The 22,117-nt window shown below is 65.6% G+C and carries 22 protein-coding genes; 11 read left to right on the top strand and 11 right to left on the bottom strand.

The genetic code is table 11. The features are described from left to right. Positions 1-555: 555 nt before the first annotated feature. A complete protein-coding gene (locus F9K20_RS03230) occupies positions 556-858 on the top strand; it encodes a hypothetical protein (protein ID WP_290997377.1) in 303 nt (100 codons plus the stop codon). Between the two features lie 64 nt (positions 859-922). Here F9K20_RS03230 and glnA read toward each other — a convergent pair whose 3' ends face one another. Beyond that, the gene (glnA, locus tag F9K20_RS03225) at positions 923-2,332 is read right to left on the bottom strand and encodes a type I glutamate--ammonia ligase (RefSeq protein WP_290997376.1); all 1,410 of its coding nucleotides are present in this window, start codon (positions 2,330-2,332) and stop codon (positions 923-925) included. Positions 2,333-2,409: 77 nt separating this feature from the next. Next, on the bottom strand, positions 2,410-2,748 hold the full coding sequence (locus tag F9K20_RS03220) for a P-II family nitrogen regulator (RefSeq protein WP_290997375.1): 339 nt from the start codon (positions 2,746-2,748) through the stop codon (positions 2,410-2,412). A gap of 224 nt (positions 2,749-2,972) precedes the next feature. Between F9K20_RS03220 and F9K20_RS03215 the strand changes: the two genes are divergently transcribed. The 3 genes from F9K20_RS03215 (at position 2,973) to F9K20_RS03205 (ending at position 7,265) form a co-directional block, all read left to right on the top strand. Beyond that, the gene (locus tag F9K20_RS03215; protein ID WP_290997374.1) at positions 2,973-4,514 is read left to right on the top strand and encodes an NAD(P)H-hydrate dehydratase; all 1,542 of its coding nucleotides are present in this window, start codon (positions 2,973-2,975) and stop codon (positions 4,512-4,514) included. Positions 4,515-4,610: 96 nt separating this feature from the next. After that, on the top strand, positions 4,611-6,302 hold the full coding sequence (locus F9K20_RS03210) for a tetratricopeptide repeat protein (protein ID WP_290997373.1): 1,692 nt from the start codon (positions 4,611-4,613) through the stop codon (positions 6,300-6,302). Positions 6,303-6,530: 228 nt separating this feature from the next. Continuing rightward, a complete protein-coding gene (locus F9K20_RS03205) occupies positions 6,531-7,265 on the top strand; it encodes a L,D-transpeptidase (RefSeq protein ID WP_290997372.1) in 735 nt (244 codons plus the stop codon). A 75-nt stretch (positions 7,266-7,340) separates the two neighbouring features. On the opposite strand, the gene F9K20_RS03200 is transcribed toward F9K20_RS03205, so the two are convergent. The 5 genes from F9K20_RS03200 to F9K20_RS03180 form a co-directional block, all read right to left on the bottom strand. Beyond that, positions 7,341-8,474, bottom strand: coding sequence for an EipA family protein (locus F9K20_RS03200; protein WP_290997371.1), 1,134 nt, complete (start codon positions 8,472-8,474; stop codon positions 7,341-7,343). 83 nt (positions 8,475-8,557) lie between these two features. Continuing rightward, on the bottom strand, positions 8,558-9,532 hold the full coding sequence (locus F9K20_RS03195; protein ID WP_290997370.1) for a polysaccharide deacetylase family protein: 975 nt from the start codon (positions 9,530-9,532) through the stop codon (positions 8,558-8,560). Positions 9,533-9,681: 149 nt separating this feature from the next. Then, positions 9,682-10,098: a thioesterase family protein gene (locus F9K20_RS03190; protein ID WP_290997369.1), complete on the bottom strand. Its 417-nt coding sequence runs from the start codon at positions 10,096-10,098 to the stop codon at positions 9,682-9,684. Between the two features lie 32 nt (positions 10,099-10,130). Beyond that, positions 10,131-10,817 carry a Crp/Fnr family transcriptional regulator gene (locus F9K20_RS03185; protein WP_290997368.1) on the bottom strand — a complete coding sequence of 229 codons (687 nt, stop codon included), beginning with the start codon at positions 10,815-10,817 and terminating at the stop codon, positions 10,131-10,133. Positions 10,818-11,029: 212 nt separating this feature from the next. After that, positions 11,030-11,323, bottom strand: coding sequence for a hypothetical protein (locus F9K20_RS03180; RefSeq protein WP_290997367.1), 294 nt, complete (start codon positions 11,321-11,323; stop codon positions 11,030-11,032). 241 nt (positions 11,324-11,564) lie between these two features. On the opposite strand from F9K20_RS03180, the gene F9K20_RS03175 reads away from it, so the two are divergent. Then, on the top strand, positions 11,565-12,215 hold the full coding sequence (locus F9K20_RS03175; protein ID WP_290997366.1) for a polymer-forming cytoskeletal protein: 651 nt from the start codon (positions 11,565-11,567) through the stop codon (positions 12,213-12,215). A gap of 22 nt (positions 12,216-12,237) precedes the next feature. Here F9K20_RS03175 and F9K20_RS03170 read toward each other — a convergent pair whose 3' ends face one another. The 3 genes from F9K20_RS03170 to F9K20_RS03160 form a co-directional block, all read right to left on the bottom strand. Continuing rightward, positions 12,238-12,525, bottom strand: a complete 288-nt coding sequence (locus F9K20_RS03170) for a DUF3175 domain-containing protein (RefSeq protein WP_290997365.1) — start codon at positions 12,523-12,525, stop codon at positions 12,238-12,240. 132 nt (positions 12,526-12,657) lie between these two features. After that, positions 12,658-13,014 carry a hypothetical protein gene (locus tag F9K20_RS03165; RefSeq protein ID WP_290997364.1) on the bottom strand — a complete coding sequence of 119 codons (357 nt, stop codon included), beginning with the start codon at positions 13,012-13,014 and terminating at the stop codon, positions 12,658-12,660. A gap of 97 nt (positions 13,015-13,111) precedes the next feature. Further along, entirely contained in the window at positions 13,112-13,996 is an 885-nt protein-coding gene (locus tag F9K20_RS03160; protein WP_290997363.1) for an ATP-binding protein, read from the bottom strand. A gap of 405 nt (positions 13,997-14,401) precedes the next feature. On the opposite strand from F9K20_RS03160, the gene yajC reads away from it, so the two are divergent. From yajC to F9K20_RS03130, 6 genes are read left to right on the top strand one after another with little or no spacing between them, the layout of a single operon-like run. Then, positions 14,402-14,734 carry a preprotein translocase subunit YajC gene (gene yajC, locus F9K20_RS03155; RefSeq protein WP_290997362.1) on the top strand — a complete coding sequence of 111 codons (333 nt, stop codon included), beginning with the start codon at positions 14,402-14,404 and terminating at the stop codon, positions 14,732-14,734. A 47-nt stretch (positions 14,735-14,781) separates the two neighbouring features. Next, positions 14,782-16,398, top strand: a complete 1,617-nt coding sequence (gene secD, locus F9K20_RS03150; protein ID WP_290997361.1) for a protein translocase subunit SecD — start codon at positions 14,782-14,784, stop codon at positions 16,396-16,398. Positions 16,399-16,409: 11 nt separating this feature from the next. Beyond that, complete coding sequence (gene secF, locus F9K20_RS03145) at positions 16,410-17,447, top strand: protein translocase subunit SecF (protein WP_290997360.1); 1,038 nt, start codon at positions 16,410-16,412, stop codon at positions 17,445-17,447. A 22-nt stretch (positions 17,448-17,469) separates the two neighbouring features. Then, positions 17,470-17,847, top strand: coding sequence for an Mth938-like domain-containing protein (locus F9K20_RS03140; protein ID WP_290997359.1), 378 nt, complete (start codon positions 17,470-17,472; stop codon positions 17,845-17,847). Positions 17,848-17,872: 25 nt separating this feature from the next. Continuing rightward, complete coding sequence (locus F9K20_RS03135; protein ID WP_290997358.1) at positions 17,873-18,688, top strand: squalene/phytoene synthase family protein; 816 nt, start codon at positions 17,873-17,875, stop codon at positions 18,686-18,688. Positions 18,689-18,723: 35 nt separating this feature from the next. Continuing rightward, on the top strand, positions 18,724-20,682 hold the full coding sequence (locus F9K20_RS03130) for a hypothetical protein (protein WP_290997357.1): 1,959 nt from the start codon (positions 18,724-18,726) through the stop codon (positions 20,680-20,682). Between the two features lie 6 nt (positions 20,683-20,688). On the opposite strand, the gene trmFO is transcribed toward F9K20_RS03130, so the two are convergent. Further along, complete coding sequence (trmFO, locus tag F9K20_RS03125) at positions 20,689-22,104, bottom strand: methylenetetrahydrofolate--tRNA-(uracil(54)-C(5))-methyltransferase (FADH(2)-oxidizing) TrmFO (RefSeq protein ID WP_290997356.1); 1,416 nt, start codon at positions 22,102-22,104, stop codon at positions 20,689-20,691. Between the last annotated feature and the right edge of the window lie 13 nt (positions 22,105-22,117).

The following is a 22,117-nucleotide window of genomic DNA, read 5'->3' as shown; positions in this document are numbered from 1 at the left end:
CCTTAGGCGGCAAGCACAGGCACTTGAAATACGCTCAAAAACTAATCATGCCACGCTTCGAACCTGACACGCTCATGGTGAATTTTCTACAAATATTCTCGGGGGATGAACGGTTGTGCTTCGACGGCTGTAGAGACCTGGTCAAAGACGAGCCCGGAACAGATGACCATCCGGGCTCTTCGGGCTGATGTGCGATTCGAGCGGCTGCGCCCTTGCGGCTGCAACTTCTGCTCCATATGCAAGCCCTGCCCAGCTCGCGGGCTGATACTTGGTATCGCGGTGGGTCGGCGCCGCAAGGGCCGGCGGCAACCCGCCGCACACACCGCTCTCGTCATCTGGTTTTCGGATCGGCCACTCGCCGCGACACCCTCCAAGGCGTCGCGAAAAGCGGCTGCGGCTGGCCGGGCGGCGACATTTTCCTAGACCTCCTTTGCCGTTAAGGGGCGATACAACCCTGTGCCCCCTCGGCGCCATGTCAACCAAGCCGCGCATGGTTAAGGGCTTGTTGAAATCGCGCGTGTAGCTTGCACGGATATTGGCTCGCGCTGGTGCCATATGCGCTCCGTTCTCAGCTTCTTCTCGATGCTCGCCCTCGGGCTGATGATCGCCGCCGGGATCGTGGTGGCGCCGGCCGGCACGGGCACCACCACCATTGCCGGCTTCGAGCTGGGCAGCCCGACGCTCGACTATCGCTCGGTCATCGCCGGGCTCGGCATCGGCCTCTTCATCGCGCTGATCGCGCAGATCTCCTGGTCGCAGGTCGCGCGCCGCCTCGGCGACTGGACCGCCGGCCAGGCGCGGCGGCTGTGGCTCGTCGGCTGGGCGGCGGTATTCATCGCGGTGCTCTTCTACTTCTGAGCCGGCGGCGAAAAGCAAAAGGCCCGGGATCGCTCCCGGACCTCGCCGTGGTCGTGCCGGCCGCTTAGACCGAGTAGTACATCTCGTACTCGATCGGATGCGGGGCCATCTCGTAGCGCATGTTCTCCGCCATCTTCAGCTCGATGTAGGCGTCGATCATGTCGTCGGTCATGACGCCGCCCATCTTGAGGAAGCCGCGGTCCTTGTCGAGGCTGTCGAGCGCCTCGCGCAAGGATCCGCAGACCGTCGGGATGCTGGCCAGCTCCGCCGGCGGCAGGTCGTACAGGTTCTTGTCGATCGGATCGCCAGGATTGAGCTTGTTGAGGATGCCGTCGAGACCCGCCATGAGCATGGCCGTGAACCCGAGATAGGGGTTGGCGGCCGGGTCGGGGAAGCGGACCTCGAAGCGCTTGGCCTTGGGGCTCGACACGTGCGGGATGCGGCACGAGGCGGAGCGGTTGCGGGCCGAGTAGGCGAGCAGCACGGGGGCCTCGTAGCCCGGCACCAGGCGCTTATAGGAGTTGGTGGTCGGGTTGGTGAAGGCGTTGATCGCCTTGGCGTGCTTCAAGACGCCGGCGATGTAGGAGAGCGCTGTCTCCGAGAGGTCGGCATACTTGTTGCCGGCAAACGTCGGGCTGCCGCCCTTCCAGATCGACTGGTGGACGTGCATGCCGGAGCCGTTGTCGCCGAAGATCGGCTTGGGCATGAAGCACGCCGTCTTGCCGTAGGCCTGGGCGACCATGTGGATGACGTACTTATAGATTTGCAGATGGTCTCCCATGGTGACCATGGGCGCGAACTTGATGCCGAGCTCATGCTGCGCGGCAGCGACTTCGTGATGGTGCTTCTCGACCGTGACGCCCATCTCGGCCATGACCGAGATCATCTCCGAGCGGATGTCCTGGCAGCTGTCGATCGGCGGCACCGGGAAGTAGCCGCCCTTGGTGCGCGGACGGTGACCGAGGTTGCCCATCTCGTACTCGGTGCCGGTGTTGGTCGGCAGCTCGGTGGAGTCGACGCGGAAGCCGGTGTTGTAAGGATCAGCCGAGAAGCGCACGTCGTCGAAAATGAAGAACTCGGCCTCGGGGCCCATGAAGATGGTGTCGCCCACGCCCGTCGACTTCATGTAGGCTTCGGCCTTCTTGGCGATGCCGCGCGGGTCGCGCTCGTAGTACTGGCCGGTGGTGGGCTCGCGGACGTCGCAGAAGAGGGCGATCGTCGACTGGGCGAAGAACGGATCGAGGTGGGCCGAGGACGCGTCGGGCATCAACAGCATGTCGGAGGATTCGATGCCCTTCCAACCCGCGATCGAGGAGCCGTCGAAGGCGTAGCCGTCCGCAAACGTGTCCTCGCCGACGGTGCTCGCATGCGCCGTCACGTGCTGCATCTTGCCCTTGGTATCGGTGAAGCGGAAATCGACGAACTTGACGTCCTTGTCCTTGATCGCTTTCAGGACATCGCTGGCGCTCTTCATGAGACTCCCCTGTTGATAGCCTAACGCGGCGTTTCCCCGGAAAAAGGGGCCGTTCGCGGCCCCTCTTATAGCTTTTCTTAGATAGCGTCGGCGCCGGTTTCACCGGTGCGGATGCGGATAGCGTTGTCAATGGCAGAAATGAATATCTTGCCGTCGCCGATACGGCCAGTCTTGGCAGCCTTCTGGATGGCGTCCACGGCCTTGTCCAGCATCTCGTCGGGGAGAACCACTTCGATCTTCACCTTGGGCAGGAAATCCACGACGTACTCGGCGCCGCGGTAGAGCTCGGTGTGTCCTTTCTGACGACCGAAGCCCTTCGCCTCGAGCACGGTGATACCCTGGAGACCGATCTCCTGCAGGGCTTCCTTCACTTCATCGAGCTTGAATGGCTTGATGATGGCTTCGATTTTCTTCATGACCCCTGGCCCCTCCGAGCTTATCTGGTTTCTGCAAGGGCGGCTTGCGCGAACGGCCAGAAGTTAGCATGGCCCATGCCAACTCCTGGGCGCAAATAAGCTCCTGGAAATACAGAGCGTTATCTGCAAGTTGGAGCGTCGCCGCGGTGAATTAGGCATCGCTTTTGCCCAAGAGTCGGGCAATTTGCATAGAAATACAGCATGTGCAATCGGCAGGCGCCCGAATGGTCAAACAGTCCGCTTATTCGATTGGCAACTCGGCAGCCGAGCTCGAGCTGCTGACGACCGATGAGATGGGCCGTGCCGACCGGCTGGCGGCGGTGCATGGAACGCCGAGCCTGACCCTGATGGAGAACGCCGGCCGCGGCGTGGCGCGCGAGGCGCGCGCGATGCTCGGGGCCGGCCGGCGGGTCGCGGTTCTGTGCGGGCCTGGGAACAATGGCGGCGACGGGTTCGTTGCCGCGCGCTACCTCAGCGAGGGCGGGGCCGAAGTGGATGTGGCTCTGCTGGGAGAGGTCGGCGCGCTGAAGGGTGACGCCGCCGTCATGGCGCAGCGCTGGGGCGGTGCGATCCGCCCATTGTCGGGGCGCGTCGCCGATGGAGCCGACGTCGTCGTCGATGCTTTGTTCGGCGCGGGATTGGCGCGGCCGATCGCGGGGGTGGCCGCCGACGCGATTGCCGCCATCAACGCCGCGACGCTGCCGGTGCTGGCCGTAGATGTGCCGAGCGGTCTCGACGGTAGCACGGGACAGCCAACCGGCCCCGTCGTCGAAGCAACCCGTACGGTCACGTTCTTTCGCCGTAAGCCTGGGCATCTGCTCATGCCCGGGCGCCAGTTGTGCGGCCCCGTGATCGTTGATGACATCGGCATCCCCGACAGCGTGCTCGCCGAGATCGGTGTCAGCACCTGGGCGAATGCGCCGGCGCTGTGGGGCGCACGCTTTCCGTGGCCGAGACTCGATGGCCACAAATACAGCCGCGGCCATGCGGTCGTGGTGTCGGGTCCGGTGGCACATACGGGGGCGGCGCGTCTTGGCGCGCGTGGCGCTTTGCGTATCGGGACCGGGCTCGTCACCGTCGCCAGCCCCGAGGATGCGGTCGCCATCAACGCCGCGCAGCTCACCGCCATCATGCTGCTGCCGTTCGATCGCGCGGCGGGCCTTGCCCGCATTCTCGAAGATAAGCGCAAGAACGCCGTGCTGCTCGGGCCGGCGCTGGGCGTCGGCGAGGCGACGCGGCAGCTCGTCCACGCCGCCCTCGCGTCTGGAGCGGCGACGGTGCTCGACGCGGATGCGCTTACCTCATTCGCCGACAACCCCGACGATCTTTTCCGTGCCATCACGGCTATCGCCGGGCGCCCCGTCGTGCTCACCCCGCATGACGGTGAGTTCCAGCGCCTGTTCTCCGACCTCGGCAGCGAATGCAAGCTCACGCGCGCCCGCGCCGCGGCGCTGCGCTCGAGCGCTACCGTCGTCCTCAAAGGACCGGATACGGTCATCGCCGGCACTGATGGTCGTGCGACGATCAACGAGAACGCGCCGCCCTGGCTGGCAACGGCCGGCGCCGGCGATGTGCTCGGCGGCTTCGTGGCGGGTCTGCTGGCGCAGCGGATGGCAGCGTTCGAGGCCGCGTGCGCCGCCGTTTGGTTGCACGGGGCCGCTGCCAGCGCCTTCGGCCCCGGCCTCATTGCCGAGGACCTGCCGGAGAGCCTGCCGGCGGTCTTGCGCGCCCTCCTCGGACAGCCTAGCCAACATCCCGAGAGGTAACGATTGGGCGCCACAATCGGGGGCTAATGCCGTATGCTGGATTCGGGACGGTGGTGGCTGCTGCCGCTGTCAAAGCAACCCCGCATGAGATGTCGCATGCTTCGACCGGCTCTTCTAGCCATGGCGCTCATTCCGCTGCCTAGCGTGGGGGCTCTTGCCGCTCCCGCCGATGCGGGTCTGAAAGCGCAGGACGCCGCCACGGCGCTCGTGCGCGGCGATGCAGGTCAGGCAGTGACCGGATATACCGAGGCGCTCAAGGACCCGGCGCTGCCCAATGATCGGCGTGCCACCATCCTCAATGACCGCGCCGTCGCCTATGCGCGCCTCGGCCAGACCAAGCTTGCCATCGACGATTTCAATCGCGCCGCGCAGCTATTCCCCGAATACGCGGCGATCTACAACAACCGCGGCAACCTGCTGCTCGCGCTCGGCTACCCGGATGAGGCGATCAAGGATTTCAACCGTGCCATCGTGTTGGCGCCCGGCTATGCCGCCGCGCTGTCGAACCGCGCCGGCGCTTATGCCAAGGTCGGCCACAACGATCAGGCCATCCGCGATTATACGTCCGCTGTGCGTCTCATGCCGCAGTCGGCAGCCCCGCTCGCCGGGCGTGGCCGCGTGCACCTCGCGGCCGGACGGCCGCACGCCGCTATCCGGGATTTTTCGCGCGCGGTGACCGCCGACCCGCGCTTTGCCACCGCCTATCGCAGCCGCGCCGAGGCCAAGCTCGACATCATGCGCGTGCAGGACGCGATCGAGGATCTGTCGCGCGCCATTGCCTTCGATGCCAGCAATCCAGAGCTTTACCTGCTGCGCGGGCAAGCCTACCTCGCATCGGACAACGTCGCTGCCGCGCTGAAGGACTTCACGTACGTGACGACGCTCGATCCGCGCTCGGCACGTGGGTTTGCGGCGCGCGGCCTGGCCAATGGCATTGCCCAGGTCTGGGAGGAGGCATTTGCCGATCTCAACCGCGCCATTGAGCTCGATCCGCGCTCCGGCACCGGCTTCGCCTATCGCGCGGTCGTATACAAGATGAGCGGGCAAACCGACGTCGGCGTGAAGGACGCCGAAACGGCCGAGAAGCTCGATCCCGATGGCCCCGAGGTGTTGTGGGCCAAGGGCGAGATCGAGGAAGCGCAGGGGCGTGTGGATCAGGCGATCGCCGACTACAAGAAGGCCGTCGCGCTGCAGCCGCGCTTGAAGCTCGCTGCCGATGGCCTGCAGCGTCTAGCCGGCGACGCCGCCAATGCCGAGGATCGTGAGATTGCCGGCGCCGGTATCGAAGGCTGGCGTGTGGTCCAACAAGGGAGCCACTACTACGCCGTCAGCGATCAGTTCCGTCGCCTGCGCATTCCGCTGGAGATGGCCGGCGAGGGCCAGCCGCGACTGCTCGAGTGGCAGGTAAAGGAGCCTCCCCTGCGCGGCATCGCCACGCTGCGCTTCGCCGGCGGTGTCATCCCCGGTGCCATGGGGCCGGAGGAGATCGAGCAGATCGCGATCCTCGACCTCGACAACAATTCGGTGGTCGGGATCGAGCCCCACCGCGAGGGCAAGAAGGTCGCCACCTGGACCTGGCAGGACGATCGCGTCGTGGTGGCGAGCGTTGACGGCGCGACCGACGAGTTCATCCTGCGCGCCGGGCGGGGAGGCGCCGACCCGCGCCGGTATACCAGCACCGAGCAAGGCGGCTGGTCGCCATGGGGTCAGCTCGACTCCTCGTATCAGGAAGAGCGCCGTCCGCGCCGGCGGAAGCCGAAAACCATCTTCCAGCTCCTCTTCAACTGACACGGCGGTGCTGCCCGGGCGCTACACGCCGGGCGAGAAATGCGCCTTCGCGCCGTGCTGGCCCAGCAACATTATTGCGGGAGGGGCCGCGGGGATGGGAAGTTGTCGACGAGTTGCCACGGCGCCGTCGCGCGCCTAGCTAACACGGTACTGCCGTTAAGCTTTCCGCATCGTTCACCATCTAGTGTGGAGGCTTAGAACCCAACGTTGAGGGGGAGGTTGCTAGCGATGCGTTCAGTAGTGGCGGTGTGTGCGGCCCTCGCCGCAGTTGCTTTTGCCTCATCGGCCTCTGCCGAGGCCCCGGTGGTGCTCGCCGCCGCCGACCCGGCGGCCGAGGCCCCGTCGCTCTCCAGTCCGCAAGCCTCCGACGCCGCGTTGCCGCCGGCGGCCGTCATCGTCCCGGCCGAGGCGGAGCAGGCGGCACCGCTCGATCCGCCTGAGCCGACCCTATTCGCCGTCATCGATCTCAGCACGCAGACGATGACCGTCTCCGACGAGAACGGTGTGATCGCGAGCTGGAAAATCTCGTCGGCGCGCGGCGGCTACAGGACGCCGACGGGCACGTACACGCCGCACTACACGGCGCGCATGCACTACTCCAAGCAGTATCATTGGTCGCCGATGCCTTACTCGGTGTTCTTCAACGAGGGCGTCGCCGTGCACGGCACCAACGCGACCGGCCAGCTGGGCCGACCAGCGTCTCATGGCTGCGTCCGTGCCCATCCGAAAAACGCGAAAGTCTTCTACAACCTGGTGCAGAAGCACGGCATGCAGCTCACCCGCGTCACCGTGCGCGGCAAGCCGCCGTATTCGCCGGTGGTCGCCGAGGAGCGTCGTCGTCGCTACGCCAAGCCGGTTGTCCAGCCCTGGGGCGGCATGTTCGGCTACAGTCAGTCGGCCTATCAGCCGAAGGTGAAGCGAGCCAAGAAGAAGCAGTACAGCGGCGCTTATAATGCTTGGTAGTTTGCCTGCCTTCGGCAGGAATCCTGGAGCGCGCCTCCGGTAGGACGCTTGGTGTGCCGCCGCTGCGAAGCGCCGTCAGAACGGGTTCCACGTCGGGCGCGGCGTGAAGCGGATGTAGCCGATGTTGGCGCCGAGCCGCAGCCCGATGCCGGTTCGGATCGGCGCCATGAGCACTTGGCCGCCCTTCAAGAAGGTGATGCCGACGCCGCCGATGAAATAGGCGGAGCCATCGACCCCCGTGAACTGGCGATAGAGCGCCTCCGGCTCGCGCAGCCGGTAGATGAGGAACATCGTGCGCGAGCCGGAAGCGCCCAAATCGGTGCCGATCGACGGCCCGTGCCAGTAGATCTTTCCGCTTCCGCCAGAGCGCAGGTAGAGCGTACCGCTGCCATAGCGCAGGCCCGCGAGGAAGGCGCCACCGCCTTCCGTGCCGAGCACGTAGCCATCCGGGCGCCCCGCACTCGAGAAGGCGTACTCAATGACGCTGCCAAGCTCGGTCGAGATGGTGCCGAAGAAGCCGCGTGAGATTTCGCGGATCTCATCGATGGTGTAGCCGACCTGCTCGGGCGGCAGTGGCTCGAGCATGGCAACGGACGGCCCTGGCTCCAGAGTGGGCATGTCGGCTTCGACGCGCGCCCCCGGATGCGGCGTCGTCTGCGTCGCCCACTTTTGCGCGGTCGACTTGGCCACCGGCTTGGGCGGCGTCACGTTAGGGTTCGACGCAGGTGCCGCGGTGGGCCTGGTTTCCTCCGCCTTCGCCTGCTTGCTGCCACCGGCAATGGCTGCGTCGAGCTTCGCCAGGGTGTGGTTCGACTTGGCCTTCATCACCGCCAGCAACTCCAGGCCTGCGGCCTCGAGCTCGGCGAGCTTGCTGCAGTCTGGCGGGCCCTTCTCCGGTGGGCGTCCAAGGGTATCGATCTTGATGATCAGGTCTTCGGCGTCGGTATCGAGCTTCGCGGTGCGCTCATCGCGCACGGCGGCCAGCGCCTTTTCCTCGTCATCGGCGCCGGCCCAGCCGCGCTTCTCCTTTAGCTGCTTGAGCTTGTCCTGCAGCTTCGGCAGTGCCTCGGCGTTGAAGGCGCGCAGCGCCGCTCCCGACTTGTCGACGGCTGCTGCGAAGTCATCCGCCGTGCAGGTTGCCGCGTGTGCGGCACTCTGCGCGAGGATAAAGACTGCGGTGGCCACCAGGCCCGACGGGATCGATCTCATGAGCGCTGTAGCCTATCGCGGTTGCGCAGATCCCGGATAACGCCGGGGCCGCCGAGCGCGATCGACCAAAGCGGTGTGGCTAATTATTGACCGCTGATCGTCTTGACGACGGAATTCATCGGACGGTCGGACAATGCCGTCGGCATGCCCTGCATGTCCTTCTGAACTAGCTCGTCGTACTCGGGCAGCGTCTGGATAGGCGCTTTCGCCGTCATCTGCACCACTTTGTAGCCGCCAGCCTTAAGCTGCTTCAGCAGCTCGGGCAGCGCCGCTGCGGTATGCGGCTGGATATCGTGCATCAGGATGATGCCTTTACCATGCTTTTGCAGCGACGCCATGATGCGCTTCACGAGCGCGGCCGGTTTGCCGCCCTTGAAGTCGAAGCTGTCGATGTCGGTGGAGAACACCGCGACGTTGCGATCGGCGAGATACTTCAAGGTCTCGGGCGAATGGCGCAGGAACGGGAAGCGGAAGAACGGAGCGGAGGGTCCACCGACGGCGCGGTGTATGACGCTGAACGATTTCTCGATCTCGCTCTTGGCCTCCTCGAACGGCATCTTGGAGAGGTCCTTGTGCAGCATCGTGTGCGCACCGACCGTGTGACCGGCCTTCGCGACGTCGCGCAGGATTTCCGGATAGCCAGCGGCGACTTTGCCGACCGAGAAGAAGATCGCCTTCGTGCATTCGGCGTTGAGCGCCGCGAGCACTGCCGTCGTGCGGTTGGGCAGCGGCCCATCGTCGAACGTCAGCACCACCTCTTTCGGATTGAGGAAGTCGTACGACTTGTAGTGCTGGAATCCGAAACCGGGCCCGCCAGTCGTGTCGATTTCCACGACGCGCGATACGCCGAGCGGATTTGGATTACCGGGACACTCGGTCTGCTTCGCCGCCGGCGCCTCCGGTCCCATCTGCGGTGACGGGGCGGGAGCGGCCTCCAACTGCGGCTGCGGTGCCCCGCCGGGCGTCGGCCCCATTTGCTGCGCCTGGGCGACGTGGAGCGCGAGTGGGCTGCAGAGCGCCGCGGTGGCGATGAGGGTCTTGGTCAGAATCGTGCGCATCGAAACCTCCCCGAGGTTGCCTCGCAGGCTTATTGCTTGATTCCCCGTCATTGTGCGGAGATTTGCGTGCTCCGTGCAAGGTGTTTGCAGGATGTTTTGCGTGCGGCGAAGCCGATTTCGCGGCGGGTGTGGTGGGCGCGGCTTGCTGCTCAGCCGTTGCGCTTGGCTTCGGCCTTGGCACGAAAGCGCGCGCTGTCGACGATGATGCGCGTGTGACGGCCGCGTCCAATGACCTCGCGCTCATCGTGCACGACGACACTGAACAGGAGTTTGCGCCCGTTGCGCTCGATCAGCTCTGCCGTCGCCGTGACCGTGAGGCCGACAGGGGTGGCGGCGATATGCTCAACATCGACATGCACGCCGAGCGTTTCCTGCCCCTTGGCGAGCTCGCTTTCGACGCAGGCGACGGCCGCCGCCTCGATGAGCGCGATCATGGCTGGGGTGCCGTATACCGGTGCCCGGCCGCTGCCGAGCCGCGGCGCCGTCTGCGCCTCACTCACCGTCGACGTCGCACGGCCGATGCGCCCGGGCGGCAGTCGCGCCGCGTTGTCCTGCGTTGGGTCCATGAAATGCGCGTCCGTCGAAGCCGATGCTCCGACTATAACGCGCCGGTGGCGTTGCGTCCGCCAGCGTCAGCCAGGTGCTCGAGCATATCGAGGTTCTTGAGCCGCAGGCCCTTCGTCGAGGCTTCCACGAGGTCGCGCGACTCGAGCTCCTTCAGGGCGCCTGCGAGCTCATCGATGCTCATGTTGAGGTAGCCGGCTACGACACCGCAGCTCAGCGAATCGGCGATGATCGCTGGATCGCGACCTTCGTAGGCGTTGCAACGCGCGAGCGTGACGAGCAGGGCGGCAATGCGCTCGAGCGCCTTCGACTGGCCGGTGTGGACCTGCGCCTCCTTGAGAAAGGCGACCTCGCGCTCGATCGCCGCCGAAAGGCGCGACTTGCTGCCCGGGCTCTTGTCCAACACCGGCTCGAGCGCCGAGTGCGGCAAGCAGCTGAGCGCTGTCTCCATGGTTGCCTGGGCGCTGGAAACGTGGCTGTCGAGATATCCGAGACCAACGAGGTCGCCCGGAAAGGCGAACTCGATGACGTCCCGAGAGCCGTCGAGGCGCTCCTTGAAAAGGCAGATGGAGCCCTTCTCGACGCGGTACACGTGGCTGCGCTGATCGCCCTCGCGAAACAGAAACTCGCCCGCGACCAGCCGGCGGTAGCCGGCGTCCGTCACGACGTCCGCGGAGCTGGTACGCGACTTTAAACTCGGGGGATCCAAAAGCGTGAGCATGGCGGCGGCGGTGCTCGATACTTACGCAAGAAGAGTATGTGGCGACATTGCAACAATCAAGAGGTTTTTTGTTGGCAATAGTTATTCGGCACTAGACAACGCGCAAAGCTGTGATTCGCGAAGTGGCATGCTGGTTGGAAATACGATAGCGCGCACAAAAAGGCGCCGCGCCTTCGTGGGGCGCGACGCATGCTCAAGTGCAGGTAGGCGCCTCAGTGAGGCAACTTGCAGGCGTACGAGGTCGCGGCGCACTCGGTGCCGAAAATGCCGGCCGAGGTGCACGAGACGAGCTTGGCCTCGCCCTGCACAGTATAGCCGCGGTTTTCCGCCAGATTGACGGCGCCTTGCGTCGCCATCAGCGAGGCGATGCTCTCATTGAGGCCGCTTCCGACGGCTCTGAAGCTGCGGCAATCCTTGGGCTCCGCGGCCGAGGCGGCGGATGAGACCAGGGCAACGAGAGCGGCGACGGCGGCCACCGAAATTCCGGATCGCACCAGTTTGGACATTGGAACCCCCTGCAGGAAACTTGGATAGCGGCCGTAGGCTGCGCCCAGTGGTGGTCATTCTCAAGGCATCGAAGCTCCGCGTCCTGTGGATTATGCGCCAGGTGTGTCCACATTGTTGCGGGCGCGAAACGGCTGATCTTGCCCCATTTACCTCGTGGATCGTTCGCACTCGGATCTGTCACCGTGCTGGCTTATTCGTGGGCACCAGTAGCGGCGCATTCGCTTGGACATGGGTCGGCCAGTGGAAGACAAGTCTCGCGTTCTTATCATCAGAGAAGATACCTTCCTCAAAGGTGAGATCCGCAATGGCGGACGCATCGAGGTGTTCGGCTACGTCGAGGGCGATATCGCTGGCGATCAGCTCATCGTGCAGCCGGGCGGACGCTGCTTCGGCAAGGTGAAGGTGGAAAGCGCCGACGTTCGCGGCACGCTGCAGGGCGACATCTTCGTGCGTCAGCTGATCAGCATCCGCGGCACCGGCGAAGTCACCGGCAACGTCAAGTACGGCAAGCTCGCCATGGAGATGGGCGGCATGCTCACCGCCGAGATGCGCAACGTTCCCCCGTCGATCTCCGGCGACCTCGATCTAGCGGTCGACAAGGGGAAGGCGGTGCGCATCACGCTGCAGGATCTTTCCGCTCTCGACCCCGACGATGCCGCCGAGCAACTCACGTTCACGGTCTCGCAGGTGAGGAACGGCTTCGTCACGCTGGCCACCGATCCCGCGCGCCCTGTCGACGCCTTCACGCAGGCCGACCTCGAGCAGGGCACGGTGCTGTTCCGCCACGACGGCACCGACGAGCCGCGGGCGAGCTTCGCCGTCGTCGTCGCCGATCGCGCCGGCGCCACCTCTGGCGCGGCGCAGACCGTCAACGTGGCGGTCAGGTCGTGAGCATCGAAGAGTGCTGTGGACGTCAGCTGGCGCTCTTGCCGAAGCGCTTGCGCAACGCCGTCTTGGCCTTGTCGAGCGCCGCACGGTCGCTGTCGGACAGGTTCTGGCCGGCGCGGTTGATGTAGAAATCGAGCATCGACATGGCGGTGCGATAGGGATCGTCCGAGCCCCGCTTGGGATCCTCGGCCGAATGCTGCAGGGCGGCGGCGATGACGTCCGGGTCCGCCGACTTGAAGATGCCCGGTGGGAGCGCGAACGGATGGTCGTGCTCCGTGACCTCTTTCGACCACTTCTCTGATTTCTGCGGCATGGTGTACCTCGGCTGCTGGCGCAGGCCGACACAAGCAGAGGAATGAAAAGACGCCGTAAGCCGCGTTATGCGCATTTAGCGCAAATACCTGGCGGCGCCGGAGTCAAAGGAGGCGAGGAGAGCGGCCGCCGGTCACTTGCAGCGCAGAAAGTCGCGCGGACCGCCGCTATCGGTGAAGGTGAGCGTGTCGCCCGATACCGTCAGCAGGAAGTCGTAAGGCATGGCGCTGCCTTCGACCGTGCACTCGGAGGCGATCTTCCAGTCGCCGTCCCTCTCCTCGACCGACTTGAAGCTGCAGTGGCTTTCGTGCTGGTCGTAACGCTCCTTCGTGACGACAAGCGGCGCGTTCTCGCTCTCCTGACCGGCGCCGCAGTGGGCGGGATCGAGCGACCACGTGCCGACGAAGGGTGGATCATCGGCGCGTGCCGTCCCGGCGCCGACAAGTGCAAGGATCAAGACAGCCGCGGCGCGAGTGAATGGCGTGCGCATTAGAAAATTCTCCCCATTCTAGTTGGAGGTCACGCAAGCCCTTACGACGGAGCCTGTCAAGCGCACCTCTGTTGGAGAGCGGACGAGACTTGCTGCGCTACGTCTCGAGGCGCTTACCGAGCTTGCCCGCCAGGTGCTGCGTGAACTGCCAGGCGACGCGCCCCGAGCGCGCGCCGCGGGTGATGCTCCACTCCAGCGCCTCACGCACGAGCTGATCGTCGCCGACCTTGAGCTTGTAGTGCGCCGCATAGCCACGCACCATGTCGAGGTAGTCGTCCTGGCTGCAGTTGTGAAAGCCGAGCCATAGGCCGAAGCGGTCAGACAGGGACACCTTCTCCTCCACCGCCTCGGATGGGTTGATGGCGGTCGAGCGTTCGTTCTCGACCATCTCCCGCGGCATCAGGTGGCGCCGGTTGGAGGTGGCATAGAAGATGACGTTCTCCGGCCGCCCCTCGATGCCGCCCTCCAGGACCGCCTTCAGCGATTTGTAGCTCGTGTCGTCCTTGTCGAAGGAAAGGTCGTCGCAGAAGACGATGAAGCGATGCGGGCTCGTGCGCATCGCCGCCAGACAGCGGGGCAGCGAGGCGATGTCCTCGCGGTGGATCTCGACCAGCTTCAGGTCGGCGCCGGTGGCGCGCAGCTCCTTGGCGAGGCGGGCGCGCACGTCGGCATGCACGGCCTTGACGAGCGATGACTTGCCCATGCCGCGGGCCCCCCACAGGAGGGCGTTGTTGGCCGGCAGCCGGCTGGCGAACTGCTTGGTGTTCTCGGTAAGCTGTGGGACGACGCCGGCAAGGCCTTTGAGCAGTCTCAACGGCACGCGGTTGACCTGGGTCACCGGCTCGAAGCGCTCTTCGTCGGCGTGCCAGACGAACGCTTCGGCCGCCTCGAAGTCTGCCGGAGACGGCGGCCGCGGAGCCAGCCGCTCGAGGGCGGCGGCGAGGCGCTCCAGGCGCTGCGTCAGGGCGGCTTCGTCGTTCATCATTCGGTTCATGTACCATGGCTGCACGGCGCTTTTTGCTTGCCGTAGCAGGGCGGCTGCTTCTATAGCGCCGGCTAGTGTGATGATCGAGAAGTTCGCCACACCATCTGCGGCTGGGTCGAGAAGCGAACTTCTCGATCTGAATCACACTAGCTAATAGTTTAGGCTAGTGTCCTTCAGATCGCGAAATTCGTTCTACATCTGCGGCATAAGGTGACGAATTTCGCGATCAGGACACTAGCGCGAAGTCACCCCAATTGTGTGGCATCGCACCATCGGCCTATCTGTTGCAAAGGCGCCGCCGAACACTATAGTCACGGCACTTTTCAAGCAGAGCCGACGCGCATGGCTGCGCTCGCGCAGACCTAGCCCGCTGTTGCCCAACATCCGCAAGGGGACGGAAGCATGTTCATCACGCCAGCATTTGCCCAGGCTCCGGGCGGCAGCGACCCGTTTACCGGGCTGCTCATCCCCATGCTGGTCATGATCGTGATCTTCTATTTTCTGGTCATCCGCCCGCAGCAGCAGCGCTCCAAGGCGCACCGCGAGATGGTCAATCAGGTGCGCCGCGGCGACACCGTCATTACTTCGGGCGGATTCATCGGCAAGGTGACGAAGGCCTCCGACACCTCCGACGAGGTGGAGGTCGAGCTTTCCGATACGATGCGCGTGCGGGTCTTGAAGTCGACCCTTATGGATGTGCGCGGCAAGGGCGAAGCGGTGAAAGAGACGACATGAGGCACTCCGGCCTCTTACGGCAAACCGCAAACGGGATCGGTTGACAGATGCTGCACTTCGAACGCTGGAAGATCATCGCCATCGTCCTGACCTGTCTGGCGGGCGTCATCTTCGCGCTGCCGAACTTCTTCTCGAAGGAGACGGTCGACAGCTGGCCAAGCTGGATGCCGCACAGGCAGCTCCCTCTCGGACTCGATCTGCAAGGCGGTGCGCACCTGCTGTTGGCCATGGACACCAAGGAGCTGGAGAAGGACTGGCTCCATACGCTGCGCGATGACACGCGCAAGCAGCTGCGCGAGGCCAAGGTCGGCTTCACCGGTCTCGGCGTCGTCGGCAACGCGGTGCAGGTGAAGATCAACAAGCCCGAGGACATGGAGAAAGCCACGACGGCGCTCAACAAGCTCATCCAGCCGATCGGCAACGCCATCCTCGGCTCGGGCGGCAACGACCTCACCGTCACCGCTACGGGCGACACGATTACGTTGGCGCCGACGGAGCAGGGCATGCGCCAGCGCGTGTCGAATGCGGCGAGCGCAGCGATTGAAACGGTCAACCGGCGCGTCAACGCGATGGGCACGGCCGAATCCACCGTCGTCCGCCAGGGCTCCGACCGCATCCTGGTGCAGTTCCCCGGCCTGCAGGACACCAAGCAGCTCAAGGATCTCATCGGCCAGACGGCCAAGCTGACCTTCCACGCCGTGCATCCCGACATCTCGGCGGAGGAGGCCAAGCAGACGCGCACGCCGGTCGGCTACAAGGTGTATCCGTCGGCGGAAGGCGAGGGGGAGCGCAGCTACCTCTTGCAGGAAACCCCCGTCGTCTCGGGTGAGGATCTGGTCGACGCGCAGCCTGGGTTCGACTCGCGCACCAACGAGCCGATCATCTCCTTCCGCTTCAATCAGTCGGGCGCCCGCAAGTTCGGCAGCTTCACCAAGGACAATGTCGGCTCGCCATTCGCCATCGTGCTCGACAACAAGGTGTTGTCGGCGCCGGTCATCCGCGAGCCTATTCTCGGCGGCTCGGGACAGATCTCCGGCAACTTCACCGTCGATAGCGCCAACACCCTCGCCGTGCAGCTGCGCTCGGGCGCGCTGCCGACCAAGTTGACCATCGTCGAGGAGCGCACGGTCGGCCCCTCGCTCGGCGCCGACTCCATCGAGGCCGGCAAGCTGGCCGGCCTCGTCGGCTGTCTCTCCACCGCCATCCTCACCATCGTCGCCTACGGCACCTTCGGCGTCTTCGCGGTCGCCGGCCTCATCGTGCACGGCTTCCTCATCGTCGCGTTGATGACCGTGCTGGGCACCACGCTGACGCTCCCCGGCATCGCCGGCTTCGTGCTGACCATCGGCATGGCGGTCGACGCCAACGTGCTCATTTACGAGCGCATCCGCGAGGAGCTGCGTGGCGGCAAGTCGCCAATCGCCGCCATCGATCAGGGCTTCCAGCGCGCCTGGATCACGATTCTCGACAGCCAGCTGACGACGCTCGCTGCCGCGGTGATCATGTTCTGGCTCGGCTCGGGCCCGATCCGCGGCTTCGCCGTGACACTGACCATCGGTATTCTGACGTCGATATTCGCCGCCGTTACCGTGACGCGCCTGCTGATATCGCTCTGGTTGAAGAGCGCCAAGAGCAAGGGCCGCATCCTCGAAGTGCCGGTCTAGAGAGGCAAGCGATGTTCTTCCCCATTCCCGACTTCAAGGGCTTCGACTTCTTCCCGCACAACACGCGGCTGCCCTTCATGCGCTTAAAGGGCATCTGCTTCACGCTGTCGCTCGTGTTCATGGCACTGTCGCTGGCGCTCTTCTTCACGCGCGGGCTGAACTACGGCGTCGACTTCATCGGCGGCTCGCTCATCGAGGTGCAGCACAAGAACGGCCCCGCCGATCTCGCCGATATACGCTCGAAGCTAAGCAGCCTCGGCCTGGGCGACGTGCAGATCCAGAGCTTCGGTAACGACACCGATGTGCTGATCCGCGTCGAGCAGCAGCCGGGCGGCGAGGCCGAGCAGCAGGCGGCCATGAAGAAGGTCATCGATACGCTGGGTGCCGACTACACGCAGCGGCGCATCGAGGTGGTTGGACCAGCGGTATCCAGCGAACTGCGTCGCACCGGCATGATCGCGGTGTTGTGCTCCATTCTCGCCATCATCGTTTATGTCTGGTTCCGGTTCGAATGGCAGTTCGCCGCCGGCGCCGTGGTCGCCCTGGCGCACGACGTCTTGGTGACCGTCGGCGTGTTCTCGCTGCTGCAGCTGGAGTTCGATCTGTCGATCGTCGCCGCGCTACTCACCATTCTCGGCTACTCGGTGAACGACACCGTCGTCGTGTCCGACCGCATCCGTGAGAACTTGCGTAAGTTCAAGCGCATGGAGCTTGACGAGCTGCTCAACATCTCGATCAACGAGACGCTGTCGCGCACTATCCTGACCGGCATGACGGCTATCGCCGGCATTCTCGCGCTGCTCATCTTCGGTGGCGAGGTGATCCGCAATTTCTCGTTCGCCATGCTGTTCGGCATCCTGATCGGCACCTACTCGTCGATGTTCATCGCCGCGCCGCTGTTGGGATATCTGGGCTTGAAGCGCGAGACGGTAGGTACGGCGCCCAAGGCGAAGGACGCCGCACCGGCTGCTATCGCGCCGGCGAGCGCGGCCGGCGCCGCCGCGGCGAGGCCGGCTCCTGCCAAGAAGGCCGTCAGCCCGCGCCGTTGACGCTCGGCTGGCGGGGCCCCCGATGCCATCGGTCCCAGCCCACTTTCCCGGCCGCGCCCCCATCGATGCCTATGGCAACGGCGGCTTCCGTTTCGCCGGCATGAGCCACCGCGGCTCGCTGCTCATCCTGCCGAGCGGCATCTACGGCTGGGACGTCGCCGAACTCGACGACCTGACGCCGGAGCACTGTGCGAGGTTCATCGCGGAGCTGGCGCGCCCGGCCTTCGTGCTCTTAGGGACGGGACGCGAGCACCGCATGCCGCCCGCCCCCATCGCCAGGCTGTTCGCCGACGCCGGCCTCGGCCTTGAGCCGATGAGCACCGGCGCTGCCGCGCGCACGTATAATGTGCTGCTGGCGGAAGGGCGCGACTTCGGCGCCGGCCTCATCGCCGTCGATTGAGGGCCTCGTCCGCGAAAGGGCGCCGATGACAGTGGACGACGCCAAGCTGCGAGACGAGGAAGCCGCCGTGCGCGCGGCGGCGCGCGACCTCGACTATGATCGCTACCTCGCGGCGCTACTCGCGCCCCAGTCGGCGCGCAACGCTCTCATGGCTATCGCCGCGTTTCACGGCGAGATCGCACGCATCCCCGTCACCGTGCGTGAGCCGGTGATGGTGGAGATTCGCCTGCAGTGGTGGCGCGAGGCACTCGCCGACCGGTCGGCGCAGGAGGCGACGGGCGCTCCGCTCGCCGACTGGCTGCGCCGCGCCATCGCCGCCGGGCTACTACCCGAGCAAGAGCTGGCGTCGATCATCGATGCTTATGCTCAGTTGCTGCACCCGGGCGCTCTGCACGATGCCGGCGCCGTCGATGCTTTTGCCGACGCGAGCCAGGGTGCGGCGTTTCGCCTGGCTGCACGACCTTTGGGCAACGCCGAAACGCCCGCCTCCGCTGCCCTGATCGCAGCTGCCGCCCGCGCCTATGGGCGCGTGCAACTACTGCGCGCTCTGCCGCCGCTCCTGAGCAAGGGCCGCAATCCGTTGTCGGATGGTGCCACGGTTGACTGGGACGCAACCCTCGGGCCGCTGCTCGCCGACACGAGAGCCTGCCTCACCCAAGCGCGGCGCTCGATGGCACTTGCGCCGGCAACCATGCCGGCCGTGCTGCCGGCTGCCCTCGTGGAGCCCTATTTGGCGGCTTTGGAAGGCTTGGGTCCCAATATCGCCTGTGAGCAAGCAACGATCTCGCCCCTGTCGCGCGTGTGGCGGATCCTCCAAGCGCGATGGCGGGGTCGCTTCTAGGCCTGCAACAGCAGGCGACGAGGAGAGGGTCGCTAATGTCGCGAACGGCAGCCCTATGCATGGCGCTGCTCGTGTCGGTCGTTGTGCCGGGCTCGTCGAGCCTGGCGCAGGTCGCCCCGCTGCCCGTTCCAACGATCACCTGGCACGTCGAGAATTCGTTCCGCTTCTTTTCTGACGCGGCCGACACCGAGGTGCACCGCGCGACATTTCTCGCCTTGCCGCCCGAAGACCAGCTGCAGCGGCCCATCCTCGCTTCCGAGCAGGCGTTGAGCGCGCGCCACGAGGACGGTTGGGCCGAGACAATGTTTCGCGACACGTGCTGGAACGCACGCACCAACCGCTTCGTGTGCAAGGACGGCCGCAGCTACATCAATCCGAAGTCGCACCGTGTCGCCCTCAAGATCAACAAGGTCGACGAGGCGGCGGGGTTGAGCTGCACGTGGCTCACCGCCCCCCATGGTGGCGCGCTGCGCGGCGATGTCGTCACGCAGGCCTGCAGCGAGGAGGTGCACTTCGAAATCCCCTACCCGGATGGCGCCGCGGTGAGCGTCGAGATCGGCGGCCGCGAGGTGGCTAGCGAGGAGGTGCGCGTACGCGATCTCCTCGTCGTCGGCATGGGTGACAGCTTCGCCTCCGGCGAAGGCAATCCGGACGTGCCGGTGCGCTTCTCGCGCGATCGCACCGCCGACTACGGCGAGCGCTCGGGCGGCGTCGATCTCACCGGCTATCCGGCGCGCGTCGGCCCTTGGAAGCAAATCGGCGACAAGGCATTCATCCAGGAGAACGCCCGCTGGACCGATCAGGGCTGTCACCGCTCGCTCTATTCGCATCAGCTGCGGGTGGCGCTGCAGCTCGGCCTCGAGGACGATCACCGCGCCGTCACCTATGTCGGCGTCGCCTGCTCAGGCTCGGAGGTGACTTACGGCCTCTTCCTGCGCTACGCCGGCAACGAATGGGTGCCCAACCCGACCGACATGTCGCAAATCTCCGCCATCGCTTCCGCCCAATGCGACGAGCACGAGGCGCCGATGCAGGATCTGCCCGAGGCCTATCACATGGACGGTACGATCCCGGAGCTGAAGGGCGGCCTGGTGCTGCGCAAGTGCGACCCGATCAATGCGCGCAAGATCGACCTCATGCTCGTATCGGTCGGCGGCAACGATGTCGGCTTCTCGCGCCTGCTCGCCAACTCGGTGCTGTCCGACGAATCGACGCTGCGCAAGCTCGGCGGCTGGTTCGGACAGGTGCACGATCTCGATGACGCGAGCCTCGGCCTCGAGGCGCTGATCCTGCGCTACAAGTCGCTCAACCGCGCCATCCATTATTTGCTGCACATCCCGTGGGAGCAGTCCGACCGCGTGCTGCTTACGGCGTACCCGGGCCTTGCCCTGCAGGGCGATGGCACCAGCACCTGCCCTGATGGTGTCGCCGGTATGGATGTGCTCCCCGACTTCGCCCTCAGCGAGGCGAAGGTGCGCGTCGGCACATGGATCGCCGACAAGCTCAACAACGCCATGAAGGAAGCCGCCGAGCACTATCAGTGGACATTCGTCGATGGACATCGGCGCGAGTTTATCGGCCGCGGCATCTGCGCTGGCACGACCTACGACGGTGCCAACATCGCCGACGACCTGCGCCTGCCGCGCAAGACGGCGGAGGGCTGGCGGCCGTATAACCCAGCCGACTTCAAAGCCTATGCATCGCGCCAGCGCTGGTTCCGCACGCCCAACGATGCCTTCATGACCGGCAACTTCCACGTCGCCGCCTCGCTCTTGCAGAAGGTGCTGAAGCTCGACGCTTTCTCCTGGTTCCAGCTGGTGCTCGCGGCGACGTACTCGGGCGCCTTCCATCCCACGGCGGAGGGGCAGGCGGCTATCGCCGATGCCGTCGTGCACAAGGCACGCGGCGTATTGGCGAAATATGGCCAGGGGCCGGAGCAGCCGTTGCCGGCGGCGGGCATCGCTGCGCCGTCGAGCTCCATCGGGCTGCAGTGAGCTCGCTTACTCCGCTGCGGCCGGTAGCGCGTTCCCGGCCAGCCAGCGGTCAATGTCGGCCAGCGCGCGCAGGCTCATCAAACGCTTCTTGGCGCGGCCGCGCTCCTTGGCCCTGAGGCGCTTGCCATCGGCGTCTTGCGCCGGCGGCTCGATCTCCGGCAGCAGCCCATAGTTGATGTTCATCGGCTGGAACGATGATGCGCGGCCATCGTCGGCGGAGAGGTGACCGCCGGTGATATGCCCTATGAGGGCACCGAGGGCCGTCGTCGGCGGCGGTGGCGCGCAGGCATGCCCCAGACGCTCGGCGGCGGCGAAGCGCCCGGTCAACAGACCGATGGCTGCGCTCTCGACATAGCCCTCGACGCCGGTGATCTGCCCGGCGAAACGCAAGCGCGGCATCGCTTTGAGGCGCAGAGAAGCATCGAGCAGCTTCGGGCTGTTGAGGAAGGTGTTGCGGTGCAGGCCGCCGAGGCGCGCGAACTCGGCTTCGCCCAGTCCGGGGATCATGCGAAAGATGCGCACCTGCTCGGCGTGTTTCAGCTTGGTCTGGAAGCCGACCATGTTCCACAGTGTGCCGAGCGCATTGTCCTGGCGCAGCTGCACGACGGCGTAGGGCCAGCGGCCGGTGCGCGGATCGTCGAGTCCCACCGGCTTCATCGGCCCGAAGCGCAGCGTGTCGCGCCCGCGCTCGGCCATCACCTCGATGGGCAGGCAGCCGTCGAAGTAGGGCGTCGAGGCCTCCCACTCCTTGAAGCTCGTCTTCTCGCCGGCGAGCAGGGCATCTACGAACGCGTTGTACTCCTCGCGCGTCATCGGGCAGTTGAGATAGTCGGCGCCGGTGCCGGCGGGGCCTGTCTTGCCGTAGCGCGACTGGAACCAGGCAATGGAAGTGTCGATCGACTCGCGATGCACGACGGGGGCGATGGCGTCGAAGAAAGCGAGGTCGCGCTCGCCGGTCAGCTTGCGGATGGCCTCGCTGAGCTCTGGCGAGGTGAGGGGGCCGGTGGCTATGATGATGCTGTCCCACTCCTTCGGCGGCAGGTCCGCGATTTCCGACCGTTCGACGGCGACGAGCGGATGCGTCGCGAGGCGATCCGTCACCTCGGCCGCAAAGCCATCGCGGTCGACGGCGAGCGCCCCGCCTGCCGGCAGCTTGTGGCGATCGCCCGCGGCGAGGATCAGCGAGCCGGCACGGCGCATCTCCTCGTGCAAGAGGCCGACGGCGTTCGTCTCCCAGTCGTCGGAGCGGAACGAGTTGGAGCATACGAGCTCGGCCAGCCGGTCGCCCTTGTGCGCGTCGGTCATGCGCTGCGGGCGCATCTCGTGCAGCACGACGGGCACGCCGGCAGTCGCGATCTGCCACGCCGCCTCCGAGCCGGCGAGGCCGCCGCCCACGACATGAATTGGCTTCATCTCTTGCATGGGGGCGCAGGCT

Origin of the sequence: Hyphomicrobium sp. (genome assembly GCF_009026145.1) — a bacterium.
GTDB lineage: Bacteria > Pseudomonadota > Alphaproteobacteria > Rhizobiales > Hyphomicrobiaceae > Hyphomicrobium_A.
Note: the sequence above shows the minus strand (reverse complement) of the source record. Positions and strands in the feature narration are given on the sequence as shown.

Bases quoted from the DNA above. Each gene is read 5' to 3' on its own strand.
- F9K20_RS03230 (WP_290997377.1), top strand. From the start codon at position 556: ATGCGCTCCGTTCTCAGCTTCTTCTCGATGCTCGCCCTCGGGCTGATG.
- secD (WP_290997361.1), top strand. From the start codon at position 14,782: ATGCTGCACTTCGAACGCTGGAAGATCATCGCCATCGTCCTGACCTGT.
- F9K20_RS03170 (WP_290997365.1), bottom strand. From the start codon at position 12,525: ATGCCGCAGAAATCAGAGAAGTGGTCGAAAGAGGTCACGGAGCACGAC.
- F9K20_RS03215 (WP_290997374.1), top strand. From the start codon at position 2,973: ATGGTCAAACAGTCCGCTTATTCGATTGGCAACTCGGCAGCCGAGCTC.
- F9K20_RS03140 (WP_290997359.1), top strand. From the start codon at position 17,470: ATGCCATCGGTCCCAGCCCACTTTCCCGGCCGCGCCCCCATCGATGCC.
- glnA (WP_290997376.1), bottom strand. From the start codon at position 2,332: ATGAAGAGCGCCAGCGATGTCCTGAAAGCGATCAAGGACAAGGACGTC.
- F9K20_RS03200 (WP_290997371.1), bottom strand. From the start codon at position 8,474: ATGAGATCGATCCCGTCGGGCCTGGTGGCCACCGCAGTCTTTATCCTC.
- F9K20_RS03130 (WP_290997357.1), top strand. From the start codon at position 18,724: ATGTCGCGAACGGCAGCCCTATGCATGGCGCTGCTCGTGTCGGTCGTT.
- F9K20_RS03180 (WP_290997367.1), bottom strand. From the start codon at position 11,323: ATGTCCAAACTGGTGCGATCCGGAATTTCGGTGGCCGCCGTCGCCGCT.
- secF (WP_290997360.1), top strand. From the start codon at position 16,410: ATGTTCTTCCCCATTCCCGACTTCAAGGGCTTCGACTTCTTCCCGCAC.
- F9K20_RS03195 (WP_290997370.1), bottom strand. From the start codon at position 9,532: ATGCGCACGATTCTGACCAAGACCCTCATCGCCACCGCGGCGCTCTGC.
- F9K20_RS03165 (WP_290997364.1), bottom strand. From the start codon at position 13,014: ATGCGCACGCCATTCACTCGCGCCGCGGCTGTCTTGATCCTTGCACTT.
- F9K20_RS03220 (WP_290997375.1), bottom strand. From the start codon at position 2,748: ATGAAGAAAATCGAAGCCATCATCAAGCCATTCAAGCTCGATGAAGTG.
- F9K20_RS03205 (WP_290997372.1), top strand. From the start codon at position 6,531: ATGCGTTCAGTAGTGGCGGTGTGTGCGGCCCTCGCCGCAGTTGCTTTT.
- F9K20_RS03185 (WP_290997368.1), bottom strand. From the start codon at position 10,817: ATGCTCACGCTTTTGGATCCCCCGAGTTTAAAGTCGCGTACCAGCTCC.
- trmFO (WP_290997356.1), bottom strand. From the start codon at position 22,104: ATGCAAGAGATGAAGCCAATTCATGTCGTGGGCGGCGGCCTCGCCGGC.
- F9K20_RS03190 (WP_290997369.1), bottom strand. From the start codon at position 10,098: ATGGACCCAACGCAGGACAACGCGGCGCGACTGCCGCCCGGGCGCATC.
- yajC (WP_290997362.1), top strand. From the start codon at position 14,402: ATGTTCATCACGCCAGCATTTGCCCAGGCTCCGGGCGGCAGCGACCCG.
- F9K20_RS03160 (WP_290997363.1), bottom strand. From the start codon at position 13,996: ATGAACGACGAAGCCGCCCTGACGCAGCGCCTGGAGCGCCTCGCCGCC.
- F9K20_RS03135 (WP_290997358.1), top strand. From the start codon at position 17,873: ATGACAGTGGACGACGCCAAGCTGCGAGACGAGGAAGCCGCCGTGCGC.
- F9K20_RS03210 (WP_290997373.1), top strand. From the start codon at position 4,611: ATGCTTCGACCGGCTCTTCTAGCCATGGCGCTCATTCCGCTGCCTAGC.